The organism is Anaerosolibacter carboniphilus (genome assembly GCF_014205875.1).
Classification (GTDB): domain Bacteria; phylum Bacillota; class Clostridia; order Peptostreptococcales; family Thermotaleaceae; genus Anaerosolibacter; species Anaerosolibacter carboniphilus.
In genome coordinates this window covers 1-17,344 of the sequence record NZ_JACHEN010000009.1, presented here as the reverse complement: position 1 = coordinate 17,344, position 17,344 = coordinate 1, and the positions used below count along the sequence as shown (strand labels likewise).

The 17,344-nt window shown below is 35.8% G+C and carries 22 protein-coding genes and 1 pseudogene; 18 read left to right on the top strand and 5 right to left on the bottom strand.

All coding sequences use genetic code 11. The features are described from left to right. Positions 1–29 precede the first annotated feature (29 nt). The 8 genes from hutH (at position 30) to HNQ80_RS08395 (ending at position 7,176) form a co-directional block, all read left to right on the top strand. Entirely contained in the window at positions 30–1,556 is a 1,527-nt protein-coding gene (hutH, locus tag HNQ80_RS08430) for a histidine ammonia-lyase (protein WP_184310121.1), read from the top strand. Between the two features lie 152 nt (positions 1,557–1,708). After that, positions 1,709–1,879: a DUF896 domain-containing protein gene (locus tag HNQ80_RS08425; protein ID WP_184310119.1), complete on the top strand. Its 171-nt coding sequence runs from the start codon at positions 1,709–1,711 to the stop codon at positions 1,877–1,879. A 152-nt stretch (positions 1,880–2,031) separates the two neighbouring features. Next, complete coding sequence (locus HNQ80_RS08420) at positions 2,032–2,484, top strand: chemotaxis protein CheW (protein ID WP_184310117.1); 453 nt, start codon at positions 2,032–2,034, stop codon at positions 2,482–2,484. A 175-nt stretch (positions 2,485–2,659) separates the two neighbouring features. Further along, positions 2,660–3,142, top strand: a complete 483-nt coding sequence (locus tag HNQ80_RS08415) for a hypothetical protein (RefSeq protein WP_184310115.1) — start codon at positions 2,660–2,662, stop codon at positions 3,140–3,142. 150 nt (positions 3,143–3,292) lie between these two features. Beyond that, positions 3,293–4,465 (top strand): sensor histidine kinase, encoded by a 1,173-nt coding sequence (locus HNQ80_RS08410; protein WP_184310113.1) that lies wholly within the window; start codon positions 3,293–3,295, stop codon positions 4,463–4,465. Continuing rightward, complete coding sequence (locus HNQ80_RS08405) at positions 4,458–5,117, top strand: response regulator (RefSeq protein WP_184310111.1); 660 nt, start codon at positions 4,458–4,460, stop codon at positions 5,115–5,117. Before HNQ80_RS08410 ends, HNQ80_RS08405 begins: the two co-directional genes overlap by 8 nt. Positions 5,118–5,238: 121 nt before the next feature. Then, entirely contained in the window at positions 5,239–5,658 is a 420-nt protein-coding gene (locus HNQ80_RS08400) for a methyl-accepting chemotaxis domain-containing protein (protein WP_184310109.1), read from the top strand. Positions 5,659–5,745: 87 nt separating this feature from the next. Continuing rightward, positions 5,746–7,176, top strand: a complete 1,431-nt coding sequence (locus HNQ80_RS08395) for an aminopeptidase (RefSeq protein ID WP_330602807.1) — start codon at positions 5,746–5,748, stop codon at positions 7,174–7,176. A 156-nt stretch (positions 7,177–7,332) separates the two neighbouring features. Here HNQ80_RS08395 and HNQ80_RS08390 read toward each other — a convergent pair whose 3' ends face one another. Next, positions 7,333–8,247 (bottom strand): selenium metabolism-associated LysR family transcriptional regulator, encoded by a 915-nt coding sequence (locus HNQ80_RS08390; protein ID WP_184310106.1) that lies wholly within the window; start codon positions 8,245–8,247, stop codon positions 7,333–7,335. Between the two features lie 189 nt (positions 8,248–8,436). Here HNQ80_RS08390 and HNQ80_RS08385 point away from each other — a divergent pair, with 189 nt between their 5' ends. After that, positions 8,437–9,609 carry an RNA-binding domain-containing protein gene (locus HNQ80_RS08385; RefSeq protein ID WP_184310104.1) on the top strand — a complete coding sequence of 391 codons (1,173 nt, stop codon included), beginning with the start codon at positions 8,437–8,439 and terminating at the stop codon, positions 9,607–9,609. Between the two features lie 2 nt (positions 9,610–9,611). Here HNQ80_RS08385 and HNQ80_RS08380 read toward each other — a convergent pair whose 3' ends face one another. Continuing rightward, the gene (locus HNQ80_RS08380) at positions 9,612–10,538 is read right to left on the bottom strand and encodes a cation diffusion facilitator family transporter (RefSeq protein ID WP_207726925.1); all 927 of its coding nucleotides are present in this window, start codon (positions 10,536–10,538) and stop codon (positions 9,612–9,614) included. Positions 10,539–10,737: 199 nt separating this feature from the next. On the opposite strand from HNQ80_RS08380, the gene HNQ80_RS08375 reads away from it, so the two are divergent. Then, positions 10,738–11,085, top strand: coding sequence for a hypothetical protein (locus HNQ80_RS08375; RefSeq protein WP_184310100.1), 348 nt, complete (start codon positions 10,738–10,740; stop codon positions 11,083–11,085). 61 nt (positions 11,086–11,146) lie between these two features. Here HNQ80_RS08375 and HNQ80_RS08370 read toward each other — a convergent pair whose 3' ends face one another. The 3 genes from HNQ80_RS08370 to HNQ80_RS08360 form a co-directional block, all read right to left on the bottom strand. Further along, entirely contained in the window at positions 11,147–11,350 is a 204-nt protein-coding gene (locus HNQ80_RS08370; protein ID WP_243183092.1) for a hypothetical protein, read from the bottom strand. A 480-nt stretch (positions 11,351–11,830) separates the two neighbouring features. Then, a complete protein-coding gene (locus HNQ80_RS08365; protein ID WP_184310098.1) occupies positions 11,831–12,925 on the bottom strand; it encodes a tyrosine-type recombinase/integrase in 1,095 nt (364 codons plus the stop codon). Position 12,926: 1 nt separating this feature from the next. Further along, positions 12,927–13,565, bottom strand: a complete 639-nt coding sequence (locus HNQ80_RS08360; protein ID WP_243183071.1) for a LexA family protein — start codon at positions 13,563–13,565, stop codon at positions 12,927–12,929. Between the two features lie 172 nt (positions 13,566–13,737). Here HNQ80_RS08360 and HNQ80_RS08355 point away from each other — a divergent pair, with 172 nt between their 5' ends. The 8 genes and pseudogenes from HNQ80_RS08355 to HNQ80_RS08320 form a co-directional block, all read left to right on the top strand. Continuing rightward, positions 13,738–14,037, top strand: a complete 300-nt coding sequence (locus tag HNQ80_RS08355; protein WP_184310096.1) for a DUF739 family protein — start codon at positions 13,738–13,740, stop codon at positions 14,035–14,037. Then, a complete protein-coding gene (locus HNQ80_RS08350) occupies positions 14,037–14,180 on the top strand; it encodes a hypothetical protein (protein WP_184310094.1) in 144 nt (47 codons plus the stop codon). Before HNQ80_RS08355 ends, HNQ80_RS08350 begins: the two co-directional genes overlap by 1 nt. A 118-nt stretch (positions 14,181–14,298) precedes the next feature. Continuing rightward, entirely contained in the window at positions 14,299–14,577 is a 279-nt protein-coding gene (locus HNQ80_RS08345; RefSeq protein WP_184310092.1) for a hypothetical protein, read from the top strand. 73 nt (positions 14,578–14,650) lie between these two features. Continuing rightward, the gene (locus HNQ80_RS08340) at positions 14,651–15,103 is read left to right on the top strand and encodes a hypothetical protein (RefSeq protein ID WP_184310090.1); all 453 of its coding nucleotides are present in this window, start codon (positions 14,651–14,653) and stop codon (positions 15,101–15,103) included. Beyond that, positions 15,088–15,633, top strand: coding sequence for a host-nuclease inhibitor Gam family protein (locus HNQ80_RS08335; protein ID WP_184310088.1), 546 nt, complete (start codon positions 15,088–15,090; stop codon positions 15,631–15,633). Before HNQ80_RS08340 ends, HNQ80_RS08335 begins: the two co-directional genes overlap by 16 nt. Then, the gene (locus HNQ80_RS08330; RefSeq protein ID WP_207726924.1) at positions 15,634–16,275 is read left to right on the top strand and encodes an ERF family protein; all 642 of its coding nucleotides are present in this window, start codon (positions 15,634–15,636) and stop codon (positions 16,273–16,275) included. Between the two features lie 13 nt (positions 16,276–16,288). Then, positions 16,289–16,966 carry a hypothetical protein gene (locus HNQ80_RS08325; protein WP_184310086.1) on the top strand — a complete coding sequence of 226 codons (678 nt, stop codon included), beginning with the start codon at positions 16,289–16,291 and terminating at the stop codon, positions 16,964–16,966. A gap of 73 nt (positions 16,967–17,039) precedes the next feature. After that, a pseudogene (locus HNQ80_RS08320) lies at positions 17,040–17,344 on the top strand (hypothetical protein); the annotation flags it as partial.

Genomic DNA, 17,344 nt, shown 5'->3' with positions numbered 1-17,344 from the left:
GTAAATTATATGAAAAGGAGAGTTGCAGTATGAATAAGATTCTTATAGATGGTAATAGCTTGACGATTGAAGACGTCATAAAGGTAGCGAGAAATGGGTATCAGATTGATATTACTGATGAAGCTGCTGAAAAAGTAAAGAAATCAAGGGCAGTAGTAGATGATTTCATAGAGAATGGAAAAGTGGTCTATGGGATTACAACGGGGTTTGGAAAATTTAGTGATGTTGTGATTACTGGTGATGAGACAAGGGATTTACAAAGAAATCTTATTATAAGTCACGCCTGTGGAGTGGGAAATCCTTTTTCTGAGGAGATTGTTCGAGCGATCATGCTTTTGAGAGCGAACGCTCTGTCAAAAGGCTTTTCAGGTATACGATTAAGTACCCTTAAAACGCTAATAGAGATGTTAAATAAGGGCGTACATCCAGTAATTCCAGAAAAAGGTTCTTTGGGCGCCAGTGGAGATTTAGCACCTTTGTCCCATATGGTTCTGGTAATGCTGGGAGAGGGGGAAGCTTTTTATAAAGGAAAAAGATTGCCAGGTAGAGAGGCAATGAAAGAAGCAGGAATAGAACCTATCCATTTAACATCTAAGGAAGGATTGGCTCTTATTAACGGAACTCAGGTTATGACAGCAGTAGGTACCCTTACAGTATACGATACTATAAAGCTGATAAAATTGGCAGATATCGGCGCTGCACTGACACTTGAAGCATTAAATGGAATAACGGATGCCTTTGACCCCCGTGTTCATGAGGTAAGGCCTCATCATGGACAGAAAATAACAGCTGAAAATATTCTTACTTTAACGCAAGGAAGCAGAGCAACAACAAAACAAGGAGACATCCGAGTTCAAGATGCCTATACCTTAAGGTGTATACCACAGATTCATGGGGCTAGTAGAGATGCCTTAGACTATGTGATAAATAAAATTAATATTGAAATCAATGCAGCGACAGATAATCCACTTATTTTTGCCGATGATCAGACTGTTATTTCTGGAGGCAATTTTCATGGACAACCTATGGCACTAGCCTTTGATTTCCTTGGTATTGCAATCGCGGAATTAGCCAACGTTTCTGAAAGAAGAATAGAAAGATTGGTAAATCCTCAATTGAGCGGACTACCAGCGTTTTTGACAGAAAAAGGAGGGTTACACTCTGGTTTTATGATCGCTCAATATGCTGCTGCAGCTTTAGTTTCTGAGAATAAGGTTCTTGCCCATCCTGCCAGCGTAGATTCTATTCCATCATCAGCGAACCAAGAAGATCATGTAAGTATGGGCACCATCGCTGCAAGGAAAGCCAAGGATATTTTATTCAATGCAACAAATGTGTTGGCGATTGAACTTATGGCTGCTGCACAAGCTATTGACTTCAAGGATCCTGAAGCATTAGGCAAAGGAACGAAAGTTGCATATATGAAAATCAGAGAACAAGTAGCGACGCTCCATGAGGATCGTATTATGTATTTAGATATAAACAAGTGTGCGAATTTGATCCAGGGACATCAAATCGTGGATGCAGTAGAGAATACGTTAGGTAAATTATTGTAATACTAAAAAGACACACGCTGTGTGTCTTTTTAGTATGAGAGAAAAGCAGACTAGCCCTTTAGCTCAAAAAATGTCGTTAGCAATATTTGACGGATAGATATTTTTTTTATATAATTTAAAGCTAGAATAGATCACAAAGAGGAGTGTAGGAAATGGTTGGACAGGAGAAACTGGATAGAATTAATTATTTAGCGAAAAAGTCAAAAGCAGAAGGTCTTACAGAGGCGGAAAAATTAGAGCAAAAGCAACTTAGAGAAGAGTATTTGGTTGCTTTCCGTGAAAGTTTTAGAAAGCAATTAGATAATATTGAAATTGTTGATTAAACATATAGGAAAAAAATAAAGGAGAATAAATACAAATTTGTTCTTCTTTTTTTGTAACAGGAAGAGGAAAAATATCTAACATCTAGAATATATATATAAAAGTTTGACAAAAAACTACAAAGATATACATATATAATGAAGGAGGGACAAATATGTCTGAGAGGCAGTATGTTATATTTAAGCTAGGTAATGAAGAATATGGTGTCGATATCATGAATGTGAAGGAAATTAGTGAATATAAGCAAAGTGTTAAAGTACCTAATACACCTAAATTTGTAGATGGCATCATTAATCTTAGAGGTGATATCACGCCGATTATTAATCTAAAGAAGAGATTCAATTTGGATGGAGTATCCGTTGACTCAGATACTAGAATTATTGTGATTAATATCAAAAGTAGACAGGTAGGGTTTGTGGTGGATGAAGCTTCTCAGGTAATTAGATTAAGCGAAGAGGATATTGAACCCGCACCAGAGTTAGTTGCTGGTATAGATAAAAAATACATAACTGGCGTAGGAAAGCTTAAGGATCGAATTGTATTGCTTTTAAATTTAGAAGAAGTGTTGTCAGAGGATGAAAAAGAGAAAATTCAAAATATCCAATAAAGCAAATGGGTGAAGATGGAATAAATCGTCTCCATGAGGACAAACCTGTAATAAAAAACAAAATAAGAGAAGTTTATGTAGAGAGAAAATAGTATTTGACAACAGTAATAGCCAAATTTCATACCATTCGTAGTGTATAATCAAATACACGATACAATATATAGGGGGATGGAATATGAAAAAGGTATTGCTGTTTTTTTTAGCAATCATCATTCTAAGTTTGCATGTCCACGCAATCTTTGCGAATGGACAAACTGATCAAGTCATTTCTGATGAGTTTCAAAATGAAAAACAGATTATTCAGCAGTTATTTCAAAAAAGAGCAAACCTATGGAACAGTCTTTATGAAACGCCAAAGGACATTAAAGATTATGGGATAGAGTTACAACGGATAACAACAGAACCTCTATTTACCTTTGATTTGGAATCTTTTCGCGATGCCATTGAATACCCTCATGATCTAGAAAAAGTGATTGACGTGAAAGTACTTGATATAGATGGTGTCGAGTATGGAAATACCAGTTTGAAAGTGGAAGCCACCATTTTATGGCGGATGCAAGGATTAGATTCTAATTATGAACAGGAAATAAATTATGTGATTACGCTTAAGAAAGAGGAAGCTATTTGGAAACTGAGTGATTATACCATAAGCCAATAAGACTGTCAGGGTACAGTCTTTTTTCCTATAAAGAGCATAAGACATATAGATATAAAGTACTATTTTCATAATTTGACATTTGGTTAGAGAAGGATTATGAGAAAGATATGAAGAAATAGCATTTATATGAATTTTAGATGGGGTGCAGATATGAATAATAGGTTTCAAATGGATATTAAGAAGATTAATGAAATTGTTAAGAGCACAATTGATGCAATTGAAAGAGGGAAAAACGAAATATTTGAAATTGCAGAGCGGGCACGAAGTGAATGCAAAAATATAGAATTATTGGTAGAAGAAATAAAAAGAAAAACAGTACTTGTTATCCAAGAAGTGGATCAGCTAGAGTTGAAGGAAAAGGATAGCCGTAAAAAACTGGTCAGTGTAAGTAAAAATTTTTCATTATATAGTGAACCTGATATAAAGGCAGCCTATGAAAATGCTAAGGATCTTCAGATTAAAATCACACTAAAAAGACAAGAAGAAAAAGAACTCATTAGACAAAGAACTGATTTAGAAAAAAGATTAAAGAATTCCTATGAAGTAGTTAAAAAGGCAGAGAATCTCGTATCTCAAGTAGGTGTTGTCATGGGGTACCTCAGCGGCAATTTACTGGATGTGGTAGGTCACCTGGAAGATATACAACAACGACAGATTATGGGGATTAAGGTTCTGAAAGCTCAGGAAGAGGAACGGCAACGAATTGCAAGGGATATCCATGATGGACCGGCTCAGCTAATGGCTAATCTGGTAATTAAGGCAGAAATATGTGAAAAGCTGATAGATAGAGATGTGGACAAAGCAAAGTTTGAATTAAGTCAGTTAAAGAGTATTGGAAGAGAGTGTTTAAAAGATGTAAGAAAAATCATATATGACTTACGCCCCATGTCTTTAGATGACCTCGGACTTGTTCCAACGATTCAGCGGTTTATTTTAAATTTTGAAGAGGAAACCCATATCAATGTGAGCTTTTCTGTGATTGCAAAGAAAGAGGTCATAAATTCAACCGTACAATTATCTTTGTTTCGCATCATACAAGAAGCATTAAATAATGTGAGGAAGCATGCGCAAGCCTCTGCGGTGGTCATTAAACTAGAAATAATAAATAAAACGATCCACATATTAATCTTGGATGACGGGGTTGGATTTAATGTGGAGACAAAAATGAAATCCTGCAAAGAAGAAAGTGGATTTGGCTTACTTGCCATGAGAGAACGGGTCGAATTGCTGAAAGGATGCATTGAGATAGATAGCAATTTAGGTACAGGCACACGCATTAAAATTTCAATTCCAGTAGGAGATGAGGAGGAAAGCTATGAATAAGACAAAAATTAAGGTTTTGATAGCAGATGATCATTCGCTAATGAGGCAAGGATTAAGACAGATTTTAGAATTAGAAGAGGATATTGAAGTCGTTGATGTTGCTATTGATGGGGAGGATGCAATCAAAAAATCCCAACAATTGAAACCTCACGTAATCCTTATGGATATTAACATGCCCAAAATGAATGGAATTCAAGCCCTAAGACGATTAAAGGATATGGGATTGGATAGTAGAGTAATTATGCTTACAATTCATGAAGACAAAGAGTATCTTTTTGAAACCATCAATATTGGTGCATCAGGGTATGTATTAAAGGATGCTGAATCAGCCAGCCTAGTAAAGGCAATTCGTGATGTTCATGGTGGTGAATCATATATTCATCCTTCCCTTGCGGCATCCCTTGTAAAAGAATTTAATAAAAAAGGAAAGATGGATGAGGATGAGTTCAAAAAAGAGAGATTAACAAGAAGAGAATATGAGGTATTGAGTTTGATTGCCGAAGGAAAGAACAATAAGGAAATTGCAGATACATTATTTATTAGCGAAAAGACAGTAAAAAATCATGTGTCCAATATTTTTAAGAAAATTGATGTAAATGACCGTACCCAGGCAGCGATTTATGCATATAAGCATAATATAAAAAAGATTTAGGGCTATCCTAGATCTTTTTATTTTGAAAGAAATCAATAGGATTGAAACATGCGATTTTCATGGTTTATTTTTAAGGGATATTTAATATACATTAATCATAAACCTTGAATGAGGTGAGAAGATGGCAAATGGATCATTACCATGCAAAGATGCAAAAAAATATATAGAGCTATGCAGAAAAAAAAGGGAATGCCTTGCCAATGAAGTAGAAGAGTTATCAAATATTCTAAATGGATTGACAAACTCATACAGAGTATTAGTGGATGCAGCAGAAGAGTTTAATCATATCTCCTTTTCCAGTAAAGATGATGTGAATGATGCTGTGAACCGTGCGGACGATGTGGGGCAGCTAATAGATGAGGTAATTGACACACTTAGACATAAGCTAAAGGAATATCTAAAAGATATAAAAAAATCAGAAATATGTAAAGAAGAATACATTAGTTTGGATATAAGAGAAGAAAATTTATATATAAAAGATAATTATAAGCCATTTGGAGAAGAATATCATCATAAAGAAGATGATTTCACAGAAGAATAACCATGTATACATTGACAATCCATGAAAGGATAGTTATGATATTAATATTATATATATAAATTTTACTTTATGGAGGAGGGAATTGATTTGCAAGAAATATCTACTACAGAAGTGCTACAAAAAAAAGTAACATATGAATTTAAAAATGCTTGGGATAATCTTTCAGTTGAAGATAGAACTCGAGTTTATCAGTTATGTGACCAATATAAAAATTTCCTTGATAGAGGAAAGACTGAACGGGAATGTATTGATGAAATTATAAGGATGGCGGAACAACAGGGATTTATAAATATTGAAGATATTATTTTAGGAAAGGCTGAAGCAAGTCCAGGCACTAAAATTTATGTAAATAATAAAGGGAAATCGGCAGCCCTTTTTGTTCTTGGCAAAGAAGATTTAGAAAAAGGGATGAATATTGTAGGTGCCCATGTAGATGTACCAAGGTTAGATTTAAAACCATTTCCTTTATATGAGGATGGAGGATTGGCCTTATTAAAAACCCACTATTATGGAGGAATCAAGAAATATCAGTGGGCTACGATTCCCTTAGCATTGCATGGGGTAGTACTGAAAAAAAATGGGGAAAAAGTACATATTGTTATAGGCGAAGATGACAATGACCCTGTATTTTTTATTACAGATCTACTTCCCCATTTAGCAAAAGACCAGGCTGAGAAAAAGCTAAGTGAAGGAATCACAGGAGAAGGACTTAATGTGTTGATTGGTAACATCCCATGTGATGACTTTTCTGAGAAAGAAAGAGTAAAAGTACATATTATGAATATCATTAACGATAGATATGGCATTGATGAAGACGATTTTCTCACAGCTGAAATTGAGGTTGTACCTTCTGGTAGGGCTAAGGATGTTGGTTTAGATAGAAGCCTTGTGGGAGCTTATGGACATGATGATAGGGTATGTTCCTATACAGCCCTGCAAGCAATCCTGGAAATAGAAGATCCGAAAAAGACAGCGGTTGCCCTATTTGTAGATAAAGAAGAAGTTGGTAGTATGGGAAATACAAGTATGGAATCAAGATTTTTTGAAAATGCTGTTGCAGAATTGATATCCATACAGGCAAAAGGTCACATAGAATTATTGATTAGAAGGGCAATGGCTAATTCAAAGGTTTTATCAGGAGATGTTGGAGCAGGTTTTGATCCAAATTTCCCCGATGTTTTAGATAAAAGAAATGCTGCTTTTATGGGAAAAGGAGTTGTTTTGGTCAAATATACTGGAGCTAGAGGAAAGTCTGGATCCAATGATGCCAATGCTGAGTTTTTGTCAGAAGTTAGAAAAATTTTCAATGATAATCATGTGGTGTGGCAGATCGGAGAATTAGGTAAAGTAGATCAAGGCGGCGGTGGTACTATCGCCTATATATTGGCGAACTATGGTGCCGAGGTCGTGGATTGTGGCGTTCCTGTATTAAGCATGCATGCGCCAATGGAAATTGTGAGTAAAGTAGATGTGTATATGACATACAAAGCCTATAAAGCTTTCATGGAAGCATTATAAATCGGGATCGGGAGAATACTCCCGATTTTTGTATGAAAAGAAAGACGAATATCTAGTACATCAATAGCTTGACAATAAATGAAAGGATATTCTCAAGAATAGTTCTATCGGTGAGGAATATGCATATTAATAGAGAAATCTATTGCTGCCCAAACATTAAATATTTTCAATTTGAAAAAGGTTTTTGTTTTCTAAGACGAAGTTTTTAAAAGCCTCTGCCAAAGGAGACAGAGCCCTATATTTGTGAAATACGAAATAAAAATTACGTTTTATTTCGATATCCTTAATTTTTACTGCTTTCAAGAGGTTAGATTTTACTTCATCAATCACCGCAAGCTCTGAAAGAATAGAAATTCCTAAACCTCTTCGTATACACTGTTTAATAGATTCAGTGCTCTCTATATATGCAATAATATTAAGATCATCAATTGTCTTGTTATGTTGCATAAGGACTTGCTCGAAAATTTTTCGTGTACCGGAACCTTCTTCCCTCAGAATGATTTTTTCGCGGAATAAATCATCAATAGTGATTTCATCCATGGACTTATAATGGTCCATAAACGGCATGATTACCAGCATCGTATCCTCCATGATCTCCAGGTAATTTAAATGCTTGATATCATTCTTTGCACCAACGATACCAAAATCAATTTCTCCGTTCAAAATACTGGTTACAACCTGTTCTGAATCAGAATGCAGGACATTAAATCGAACGTCAGGATAGAACTTATGAAAGGAATTAAGAAGAATAGGTAGAATATATTGTTCTGGGATACTACTTGAAGCGATTTCTAATGTGCCTTCTATTTTTCCTTTAAATTGTTCCAAAGAGAATAGAGTCTGCTCTTTCTTATTCAAAATATCCATGGCATGGGTAAAGAGTATCTCCCCAGCATTTGTCAAAGTTATTCTTTTATTAGAACGGTTGATTAAAATAGTACCCAGTTCCTTTTCTAAATTTTGCATATGATTACTGATTGTAGGTTGGGTTAAAAAAAGAAAATCAGCGGCTTTTGAAAAGCTTTTCAATTTAGCAATGGTCACAAAGGTTTCTAATTGCTTAAAATCCATAATATCACTCCAGCTTTTGTTTATACTAAAGTAATATTACCACTTTTTGATAGGATTATCAAACACTTTGATAATTTGCACAAGGCAGTAGAAATTATGAAAATACTTAGAATGAGAATAATTGAGTGTTTGTCTTAGTAAATGTGAATGGCAAACTGAATTTCTAGCACGATGGAGAGGAATGATTGTATGGATGTCCAGAGATTAAAAATGCTAATAAAGCAGGAGGAAGGAAGCAAGCTGGATTTCAAAGAATCCTTATTGTTAAACACCGAGTCAGCGAAGAAGGAATTAGCGAAAGATATCATCGCTATTGCCAATAGCATAGGTGGAAGGGGGCATATCATTATCGGCATTAAGGATAAAAGCAAAGAAATAGTAGGCATAGATCCAATAGAACTTCATGAGGAGAGGATTCAACAAATTATTAGCTATCGATGTGACCCACCCATTAATCTTAGGGTAGAACATATTGAAATAGAAAACAAATGTGTCTGTGTCATAACTATTTTTAAAAGCTATCAGCGGCCTCATCAAATGAGACAGACAGGAACTTTTTATATCCGACGAGGTTCTACTACAGATTTTGCTAGAAGGGATGAGATAGCCAGGATGTTTCAAGAGATAGGATTAATCAGCAATGAATTAATTCCCCTATACAACTTAGATACTACAGTATTAGATAGGGAGTTGATTAATAACTATCTAAAAAAAATAAGTTTGAATCCCAGTACAGATATGGAAAAAAGTGTTTGGCATAATGTGGGAATTATTCACCACGATGCTGAGACGGGGAAAACTCATCCTACCATGGGTGGTATGCTGCTATTTTGTAAGAATCCGCAGATATATCTTCCCTACTGTTCTGTCACTATCGTACATTATGAAGGACACGAACAGATCACTCAACCCATCCACGGGGACATTATGGAGATGCTCAATAGATGCTATGGCTATATTTCTGAGATACTCAAAGATCAAGATTATCCTATAGAAGCGATATTCGAGGGAATTGCCAATGCTGTTCTTCATCGAGATTATTTTGATTTGACAAGAAATATTGTGGTATTTATTGGTGATAATAAGATTGAAATCAGCAATCCTGGAAATTTGCCGAGGGGACAAAATATGTATACAATTCTTAAGGATAGAAATCCATCCAGGAGAAATCGCTGGTTATATGATAAGCTGCTGGTGTTAGACGAAAACAATAGATTCTTAAAAACTGGATTTGGAATCTACCAAATGAATAAAATTTTTGAAGATATAGGCAATGTGATGCTCCTAAATATTGAAAAAAGAAGTCTATTCAAAATTATATTACCTGGCCTAAAAAAATACAAAAAGCAGGGAAAGATTTAAAACTATTCTTCCTTGCTTTTTGTACTGACAGAATCTTTCTCGTGACAATTTTCATGGGATGGACAAGGATTTACATGAATGAACACATCTTTTGTATTCTCTACATTGCTTAATATAGAATGTTTGGCTTTGCCTGCTAAATCATGGCCTTCAGCAACTGAAATGTATTGATCTACGCAGATTTTCATGTCAACAAAAATCTGATTGCCTAATTTCCTAGCTTTAATATCTTGAATGTCATGTATTCCATTAATCTCCATCGTTATCTTACGAATATCTTCGATTACTTCTTTTGATGGTGCAGTATCCATTAGTTCGTTTACAGCGTCTCGATAAATAGAGAAAGCGGCTTTTGCAATCATTCCTGCTACCACGATACCAGCCAAGGGATCTAGAATCGGAAAACCTAAAAGGGCTCCAATAATTCCTATTAATGCTGCCACCGATGAAAAAGCATCTGTTCGCTGATGCCAAGCATCTGCAATCAATGCAGGACTATCAATCTTTTTGCCAACTCGAACTGTATAGCGATACATCCATTCCTTAAAAACAATAGATACTAATGCAGGCCATATAGCAATGGAGCTTGGTGCCTCAAGATTTGGATTTCTGATGGTTTTGACAGCAGATATGCCAATACCAAAGGCGGTAATAAATAATAGTATAGCTATAATTTTCGCCACAATCGATTCAGCTTTTCCATGTCCATAGTGATGTTCTTCATCAGGAGGTTGATTAGAAATTTTCAAACCTTGAAGAACGATTATATTTCCTACTAAGTCGGATGCCGAATGGAATGAATCCGCGATCATTGCGGTACTACCTGCTATGAAACCAATAAACGCCTTAACGGATGTTAGAGCAACATTGCCTATGATGGCAATCCAAGAGGCACGTTTTCCAATGGAAAGACGTTCATTATTTGACATACGGAGCATTCCCTTCTATAGAAAGATTTTTGATGACTATAGAGTTATTATTTACAGGTATCATACTTTGTATGAAAAAAATCATTTATGATAAGAATGAAAATGGGAAGACAAAAATTTGAAATGAAAAAATAATTTTTTCAAAAGATATGGTATAATTTTTACTATAAACTATAAGCCCGATTAGGAGGAATATGCTTTGGAATTTATTAAAATGCCGTATTTAGAGCGGTTCATCGGATATGCTGATGAAGTACATATGAGTGATAATTTAGATAAAGTACGGCTTGGTACTGAAGACGAGATGGAACTTGTTTTTAAAGATGATGATCAAGGAAGTAGGTATTGTGTCATTGGTGTATTTAAGGGTAAAGAAATATTGATGAAAGAGCCTTATCGAGAGGATAGCTTAGAGTATCTACTGGGGCAAAGGGACGACCTCGTTACCTTACTGGTCATTGATGAAGAAGAGACGAGAGTTTTTGAATTTGATCAAGCCAATGAACAACACGCTTATGAGAAGATTAAAGAAATATTAAAGAAATAATGTAAAACAGACCGAAAATTCGGTCTGTTTTTGAATGTTGCCTAAGTTTTCTTATTTTGAACTATAATCCTATGCCTCCGAATAAGCCACTAGAGAATAATACAATGAGCAATAGGAAGAAGAATAATAAGCTTGAATCATCCCCAAATCCTATTCCTGATCCGAATAAAGGGCCACCAAACAGTACAACCAACAACAGGAAGAAGAAAAGCAAACTGTCATTTTCTCCTAGCCAATTGCCCAAACCAGCTTTTTTTTCAGTCACAATTTCCACCTCCTTTACGAATCATTCATAATGCAAGGCTGCCACAAATTGTTTTTCTAATATACACTATGAAAGAAGGGGGATATGTGTTACAGTCTGGGCAAGAATATTACATAGACTATGTAGCTAGAAGTTGGTATAGTTCAAATGGAAGCGAGTTAAAAAATATAGGAAAAAATATAATTGTCATTTTCACGACATCAAAAAATAAGATAACCCAGGTTACATAACCTGGGTTATTTACTGGTGCCGAAGGAGGGACTTGAACCCTCACGGGTGTTACCCCGCCGGATTTTGAGTGCGATATGTTTCGTAAAAATAAACATCAGCAAAATGATTGAAAATTTAATGTTTGTTAAACTTTGAAAATCAATAAAAATGTTGAGTTTAAAGAAATGATACTATTATTCTTAATATCGTTATTACGAATCTAAATTTTTTGTGCGGTTTTTTGTGCGGTTTTTGTATGTCTGGACTGCTCTATTTTTCAACCGTTTGAGCAAATGGCTTGTCCTTTTTTTCATCAAAATTAGATCGTATTAAGTTATCAATATCACTTTTCACATCCATGTCTAAATGCTGGTATATCCCTTTTAGAACATGAATATCATGGCCAAGTCTTTGAGCAGCATAATGGTCTGGAATACCCTGTTTGTATAGCCATGATGCGTGATAATGTCTAAGATCATGGAAGCGAATAGATGGAAGATTTCTAGTCTTAACCATCTTAGCAAAATAACTAGAGAAATGATCGGGTCGAATAGGAAATATCCTTTCAGTAATTTTTTTAAGACTCTTTCTATAAAGTTCTAATACTCTGATTAAATACTCAGGAACGACAATGGTCCTCAATCCATTTTTCGACTTTGGTTTTTTATCAATATATCCTTCCTCGGAGATAGATCTACTCTCATCGATTCTTAGCGTGAACTTTTTCCAATCAATGTCATCCCACTTTAAAGCGAATATTTCCCCTCTGCGGAGCCCACACCATGCAGCTAATAGTATCACTCCTTCATCACGCAGGCCCATTACTGGATCGTCTTTAACTGAGTCGTGTATAGCCTTAAAATCATCCTCAGACAGCACTGTGGGTTTGTAGTCATCCTTATTAGGAATTTTTATATCCTTGCATGGGCTTTTATGTTTTAAAGCATCCTCGAGGATTCTACGCAGTATTAACATATGTTTTCTAACAGTTGTACTAGATAATTCTTTAAGCTTTGCATTCATATACTCTTTAATATGAATCTCATTGATCTGAGATAATTTCAATTGTCCAAAGTATGGATTGAAATGGACTTCTACATACATTTTATAGCCTAAAAAAGTAGATGGAGCAAGGCTTTCTTTGTTTAATTCTAGCCATTTCTCCATCCACGCTGCCATTCTAACATTGTCCACATTGATAAACCGTTTCTCTTCAATTTCCTGTTCTAATTCTCTGGCAGCTGCCTTGCATTCTTTCATGGTTGGTTTTGTTATATATTTTCTTAATTGCTTTCCTTTTGAGTCTCTTCCGATGAAGACTGTGGCCTGGTAACTGCCATTAGCTAACTTTTTTATACTGGCCATATTATCTTACCTCCGACTTGAAAGATATTGCTTTCCCTAGGATTCTAACGGATTTCATATCTTTTTTAGAAAAAACAAAATCCTGATATTGAGGATTTTCAGGTCTTAGTATAATGCTTCCGTTCACTTTATAGACTCTTTTTAAGGTAGCCTCTTCCCCATCAATAATTACAGCTGCAATTTCCCCATTCTCTACATCTGGTTGACTTCGTATAAAAACAATATCCCCATCAAATATTCGAGCATTAACCATGCTATCGCCTTTTACCCTTAGGCAAAAATCAACTTTTTCATCATATCCAACATGTTCATAAGATTCTATGTATTCTTGAGCCATAATAGGCTTTCCTGCTGCAATTGTCCCTAATACAGGAATTTGCTTACTTTTGTTTTTTTTATCTGTAGGGTTGAATTTATCAACATCCGCACCCATCAACCATACAGGGTTAACATTATATTTATCTGCAATTGCATCTATCATAACATGTTTAGGGATCATGTTTGCGTTAATATACTTTGAGATAGACGATGGACTAAGGTGTAAATATTCACCTAGACTATATATGGTATCATCATTATCCTTCATTAATTCTTGCAATCTACTTGCAAATATTTCTTTATTAAATGCTTTCCCTGGCAATTTAAACACCTCCGATATGTATACTGTTATTATAATTCTAAACGTTGATTTAGTCAATAAAAATATACAAATAATTGCTAAAAATGTTGATTAAATCATTGACAAACAAAAACGAAATAGTATAATGAAATTACAAAAGTTGATTTACTACACAAAAGAAAGGGGGAGCAATATGAAAAAAACACAAAAGAGAAAAAGGTTTGTAGAACTCCAGGCATTAAAGGGTTTGATAAGAGAAAAAAAGTCTTCCTATAGGAAATTATCTGTTTCTATAGGTATAGCAACAAACACACTATCAGACAAAATAAATGGGTTCTACTGCTTTGGAGCAGATGAAATTGACAAGATTGTGGATGAGTTAGAGATTGAAGTTTCCGACATAGGGAAATATTTTTTTCCTCAAAAGTGTAGTAACTACACAAAAAAGAATATTCAGCAATCTGTTTGCAGAGAAGTGAAGGAGGCTAGATAGTGCCTAGGCAAAAGAAAAATGCAAGAGAAACAGACAAGCCAAGGAGAATTAGAAGAGAAAATTTGCAAAGAGTTGCACTCCGCCAGGTACATAAGGACAAGGATGATATCATCCTGGAGATATTGGTGGGTGCGGCTGATTAGAAGGGAGGTGATTGATGTGAATTGGTGGGGAATTTTCTTCACGATGTTTTGCATAGCATTCCCCATCACATTGGTTTATGTATTAAGAGATGAACTCGAATGATAGGGGGTGATTGTTTTGGAAGATTTTCTAGAGGCATTGGAGCAGTTTTCACAGGCACAGCAGAATTTTAGCTATGCAGATCCAAATCATATCGACATTGCAACATTTCAATTAAAGGCTGCTGAATTAAAGATTGATGCAGTTTTGAAAAGGATGAAAAGATTTGAAAAGTGTAAGCAGTGTCAAGGGTTAGACTGGAAAGAATATGGATGCTTAAGTTGTCCACTAGACCAGGAACTAAGAGAAATGAATCAAAATGAAAATGACCACCAAGCAGCTGCAACTGCTCAGTAGTCAGATAAAAAAATACAAGCTGTCTGTATTATATCAGATTTTCTGAATTTAATACAGTGTTAGGAGGATAAATATGGGATTAAAAACTTTTATTGAAATCACAAGTCATTTAAGTTTAGCAGATAAAATCAAGCTGATTATTCATTTAACTGGAGAATGCGAAACTGATCTTTCCAATGACCAAGAGGGAGACAAGCAGTTTGAGAGATTCACAAAGGTCATCGAGGATACAGCAAGGGCCTGGGAGGGATATCTTGAGAATCCTGATCCTAAAGTATTGGACAAGTTGCCTGATCTATACAAGCTTCGTGAATGGCAGCAGCAGGGATATAGAAGTGTTGATATTAAGATTAAGACTTCTGGAGAGATCGAGACTTGGGTACATGATTTTAGCCTGATGGAAGGGCAGTATATATCTGATATTGATGGTATCGACTTAGAAAGCAAGAAGTTGGCAAGCGAAAAGAGAGAGTATGAGAGACTTAAAAAACTATTTGGGGAGGAATCAGGATGCTCAATCAATTAGATCTTTTAGAAATTGAAGAGGTGCAGCAATCAGGTGTCCAGGAAAATAGATTTATAATCAATGATATCGAGGGTGTAAATTGGGCCTTTAGGAAAATAAAGGCTTATCATAATCAGAAAGCTGAAATAGAAGCTTTAGCCAAAGCTGAGATTGAGAGAATACAGACCTGGTTAGTTAATGAAGCGAAGCAGATCGACGAGAGTATTGCCTTCTTTGAAGGAAAACTTACAGAATATGCAGTGGTACAGCGTGAAGCAGATCCTAAATTCAAATGCAGTACACCTTACGGAAAGATTGGATTTAGAAAGCAGCAGCCAAAATGGGAGTATGACGAAGAAAAGGCAATACATAGCCTTAAAGAAGCCGGATTGAAAGAGTTGATCCGGGTGAAAGAAGAGCCTAAGAAAGATGAAATTAAGAAACTCTTTAGAGTTGTAGATGGTAAAGCGGTAGATCCTGATGGTCAGATCATCGATGGTATTACGATCACTGACAGAGAAGACAAACTAGAGATTAAGGTGGTGGAGTAATTGGAAGATAAGAAAAATCTTTGGAAGAAGATCCACTCCGTCATGAAGGATGTTGAATATCTCCAGAAAGATGATCAAATCGAGTTTGGAAAAACCAAATATAAAGCCATATCTGAGGAGAAGGTTACTTCTACTGTAAGAGACAGCCTGATCAAGCATGGGTTAGTGATCATTCCAATAGATCAGCAGCACTTCAAGGATGATGTGCTTACCACTGTCAACACCAAATACAAGATCGTAGACATTGATACAGGAGAGAGTGAGATCATCGTCAGCAGCGGTACTGGTGTGGATACACAGGATAAGGGTGTAGGCAAGGCTATGACCTACAGCTATAAATATATGCTTCTTCGGACTTTTGCTATTCCAACTGGTGAAGATCCTGACAAGATCAGCTCAGATGAATGGGACGAGAAGCTGAAAAAGGCTGATGGAAAGAAAAGTGGTAAGCAGACAGAAAAGAAAAATGATGCTCCTACCAGTGGAAATGGCGGCAGTAGTAATCAAGGACAAGCTAAAAATGATGGCCAGTGCGGTGATTGTAGCACTGAGATTCCACAGGCTGTACAATCTTACTCCATGAACTACTATGGAAAGCACCTATGCAAAGACTGTCAGAAGAAACACGAGAAAATCAAATAAAGGGGGAAATGAGATGGCAACTCTAAACTTATTGTTAAACCTCGGTAAGAGGATGGAAATGAAAATGAATATGCCTACATCAATGGCTTTAGATGTATTAGATAAGATCGACGATGCTTTGGCAAAGGAAGAGAACAAACCAATATTTGTAATGACACCCATGGAAGGGAAGGGGCTCATCATAAGCCCAAATATTATCATACTAGGATATGTGGATGAAGAAGGTACCGCGGAACTTACAGAGTTTTCAAAGAGAAATTACTTACATAAACCTCATAGTTACAATAGTCAGTCGATACAATTGACTCCTGCGATAACTGCCAAAGAGATTTTAGAAAAAGTGAAAGAGGCCTATGAAGAAAAAACTCCAATTACAAAAAGCTTGATCAAAGAGGAAGAACCCGTAAGTATAAGCAATGCAAGTAAGTCAAAACTCATTTTCTTTCAATGTGATGAGTGCGGAACAGTCCAGTATAAATTCGGGAATGAAGGAGACACGGCTACATGCCATCGATGCAAGAAAGAGACCAAGCTAGATGGGATTACAGATGGATCATATAAATGTCCAAAATGTAATACTACAGCAACCTTTAAAGTCAGCAATGAAGTAAGTTTTGTACCATGTAAGTGCTGCCACAGCCCTATAGACCTGGTGTATAACGATAAGAAAGACAAGTTTGTAAGTAGATAGCAGCTTGATTTTGACCCTTATGGAGCTGGGGCATAAGCTTCAGTTCCATTTCTTTTAAGAGGCGGGTGATGAGATGCAAGGGTGGATTAAGTTGCATAGGGAACTGTTAGTTAAGCCAATATGGACGGAATCAACGCCTGAACAAAAAACAATTTTGATAACACTCTTGATGATGGCGAACCACAAGGAAAAAGAATGGGAGTGGAAGGGACAGAAATATAAAGCAAGGCCTGGTCAATTTGTTACTAGCCTAGAGTCGATTGCGAAGAAAAGTGGTTTGGGAATATCTATAAAAAATGTTCGTACTGCTTTAAAAAGATTTGAAAAATATGAATTTCTGGCAAACGAATCGACAAACAAGAATAGACTCATAACCAT

Excerpts from the sequence above, each read along its gene's own strand:
- HNQ80_RS08380 (WP_207726925.1), bottom strand. The coding sequence starts at position 10,538 with ATGTCAAATAATGAACGTCTTTCCATTGGAAAACGTGCCTCTTGGATT.
- HNQ80_RS08400 (WP_184310109.1), top strand. The coding sequence starts at position 5,239 with ATGGCAAATGGATCATTACCATGCAAAGATGCAAAAAAATATATAGAG.
- HNQ80_RS08405 (WP_184310111.1), top strand. The coding sequence starts at position 4,458 with ATGAATAAGACAAAAATTAAGGTTTTGATAGCAGATGATCATTCGCTA.
- HNQ80_RS08415 (WP_184310115.1), top strand. The coding sequence starts at position 2,660 with ATGAAAAAGGTATTGCTGTTTTTTTTAGCAATCATCATTCTAAGTTTG.
- HNQ80_RS08335 (WP_184310088.1), top strand. The coding sequence starts at position 15,088 with ATGCTCAATCAATTAGATCTTTTAGAAATTGAAGAGGTGCAGCAATCA.
- HNQ80_RS08425 (WP_184310119.1), top strand. The coding sequence starts at position 1,709 with ATGGTTGGACAGGAGAAACTGGATAGAATTAATTATTTAGCGAAAAAG.
- HNQ80_RS08410 (WP_184310113.1), top strand. The coding sequence starts at position 3,293 with ATGAATAATAGGTTTCAAATGGATATTAAGAAGATTAATGAAATTGTT.
- HNQ80_RS08420 (WP_184310117.1), top strand. The coding sequence starts at position 2,032 with ATGTCTGAGAGGCAGTATGTTATATTTAAGCTAGGTAATGAAGAATAT.
- HNQ80_RS08325 (WP_184310086.1), top strand. The coding sequence starts at position 16,289 with ATGGCAACTCTAAACTTATTGTTAAACCTCGGTAAGAGGATGGAAATG.
- HNQ80_RS08355 (WP_184310096.1), top strand. The coding sequence starts at position 13,738 with ATGAAAAAAACACAAAAGAGAAAAAGGTTTGTAGAACTCCAGGCATTA.
- HNQ80_RS08340 (WP_184310090.1), top strand. The coding sequence starts at position 14,651 with ATGGGATTAAAAACTTTTATTGAAATCACAAGTCATTTAAGTTTAGCA.
- hutH (WP_184310121.1), top strand. The coding sequence starts at position 30 with ATGAATAAGATTCTTATAGATGGTAATAGCTTGACGATTGAAGACGTC.
- HNQ80_RS08385 (WP_184310104.1), top strand. The coding sequence starts at position 8,437 with ATGGATGTCCAGAGATTAAAAATGCTAATAAAGCAGGAGGAAGGAAGC.
- HNQ80_RS08390 (WP_184310106.1), bottom strand. The coding sequence starts at position 8,247 with ATGGATTTTAAGCAATTAGAAACCTTTGTGACCATTGCTAAATTGAAA.
- HNQ80_RS08365 (WP_184310098.1), bottom strand. The coding sequence starts at position 12,925 with ATGGCCAGTATAAAAAAGTTAGCTAATGGCAGTTACCAGGCCACAGTC.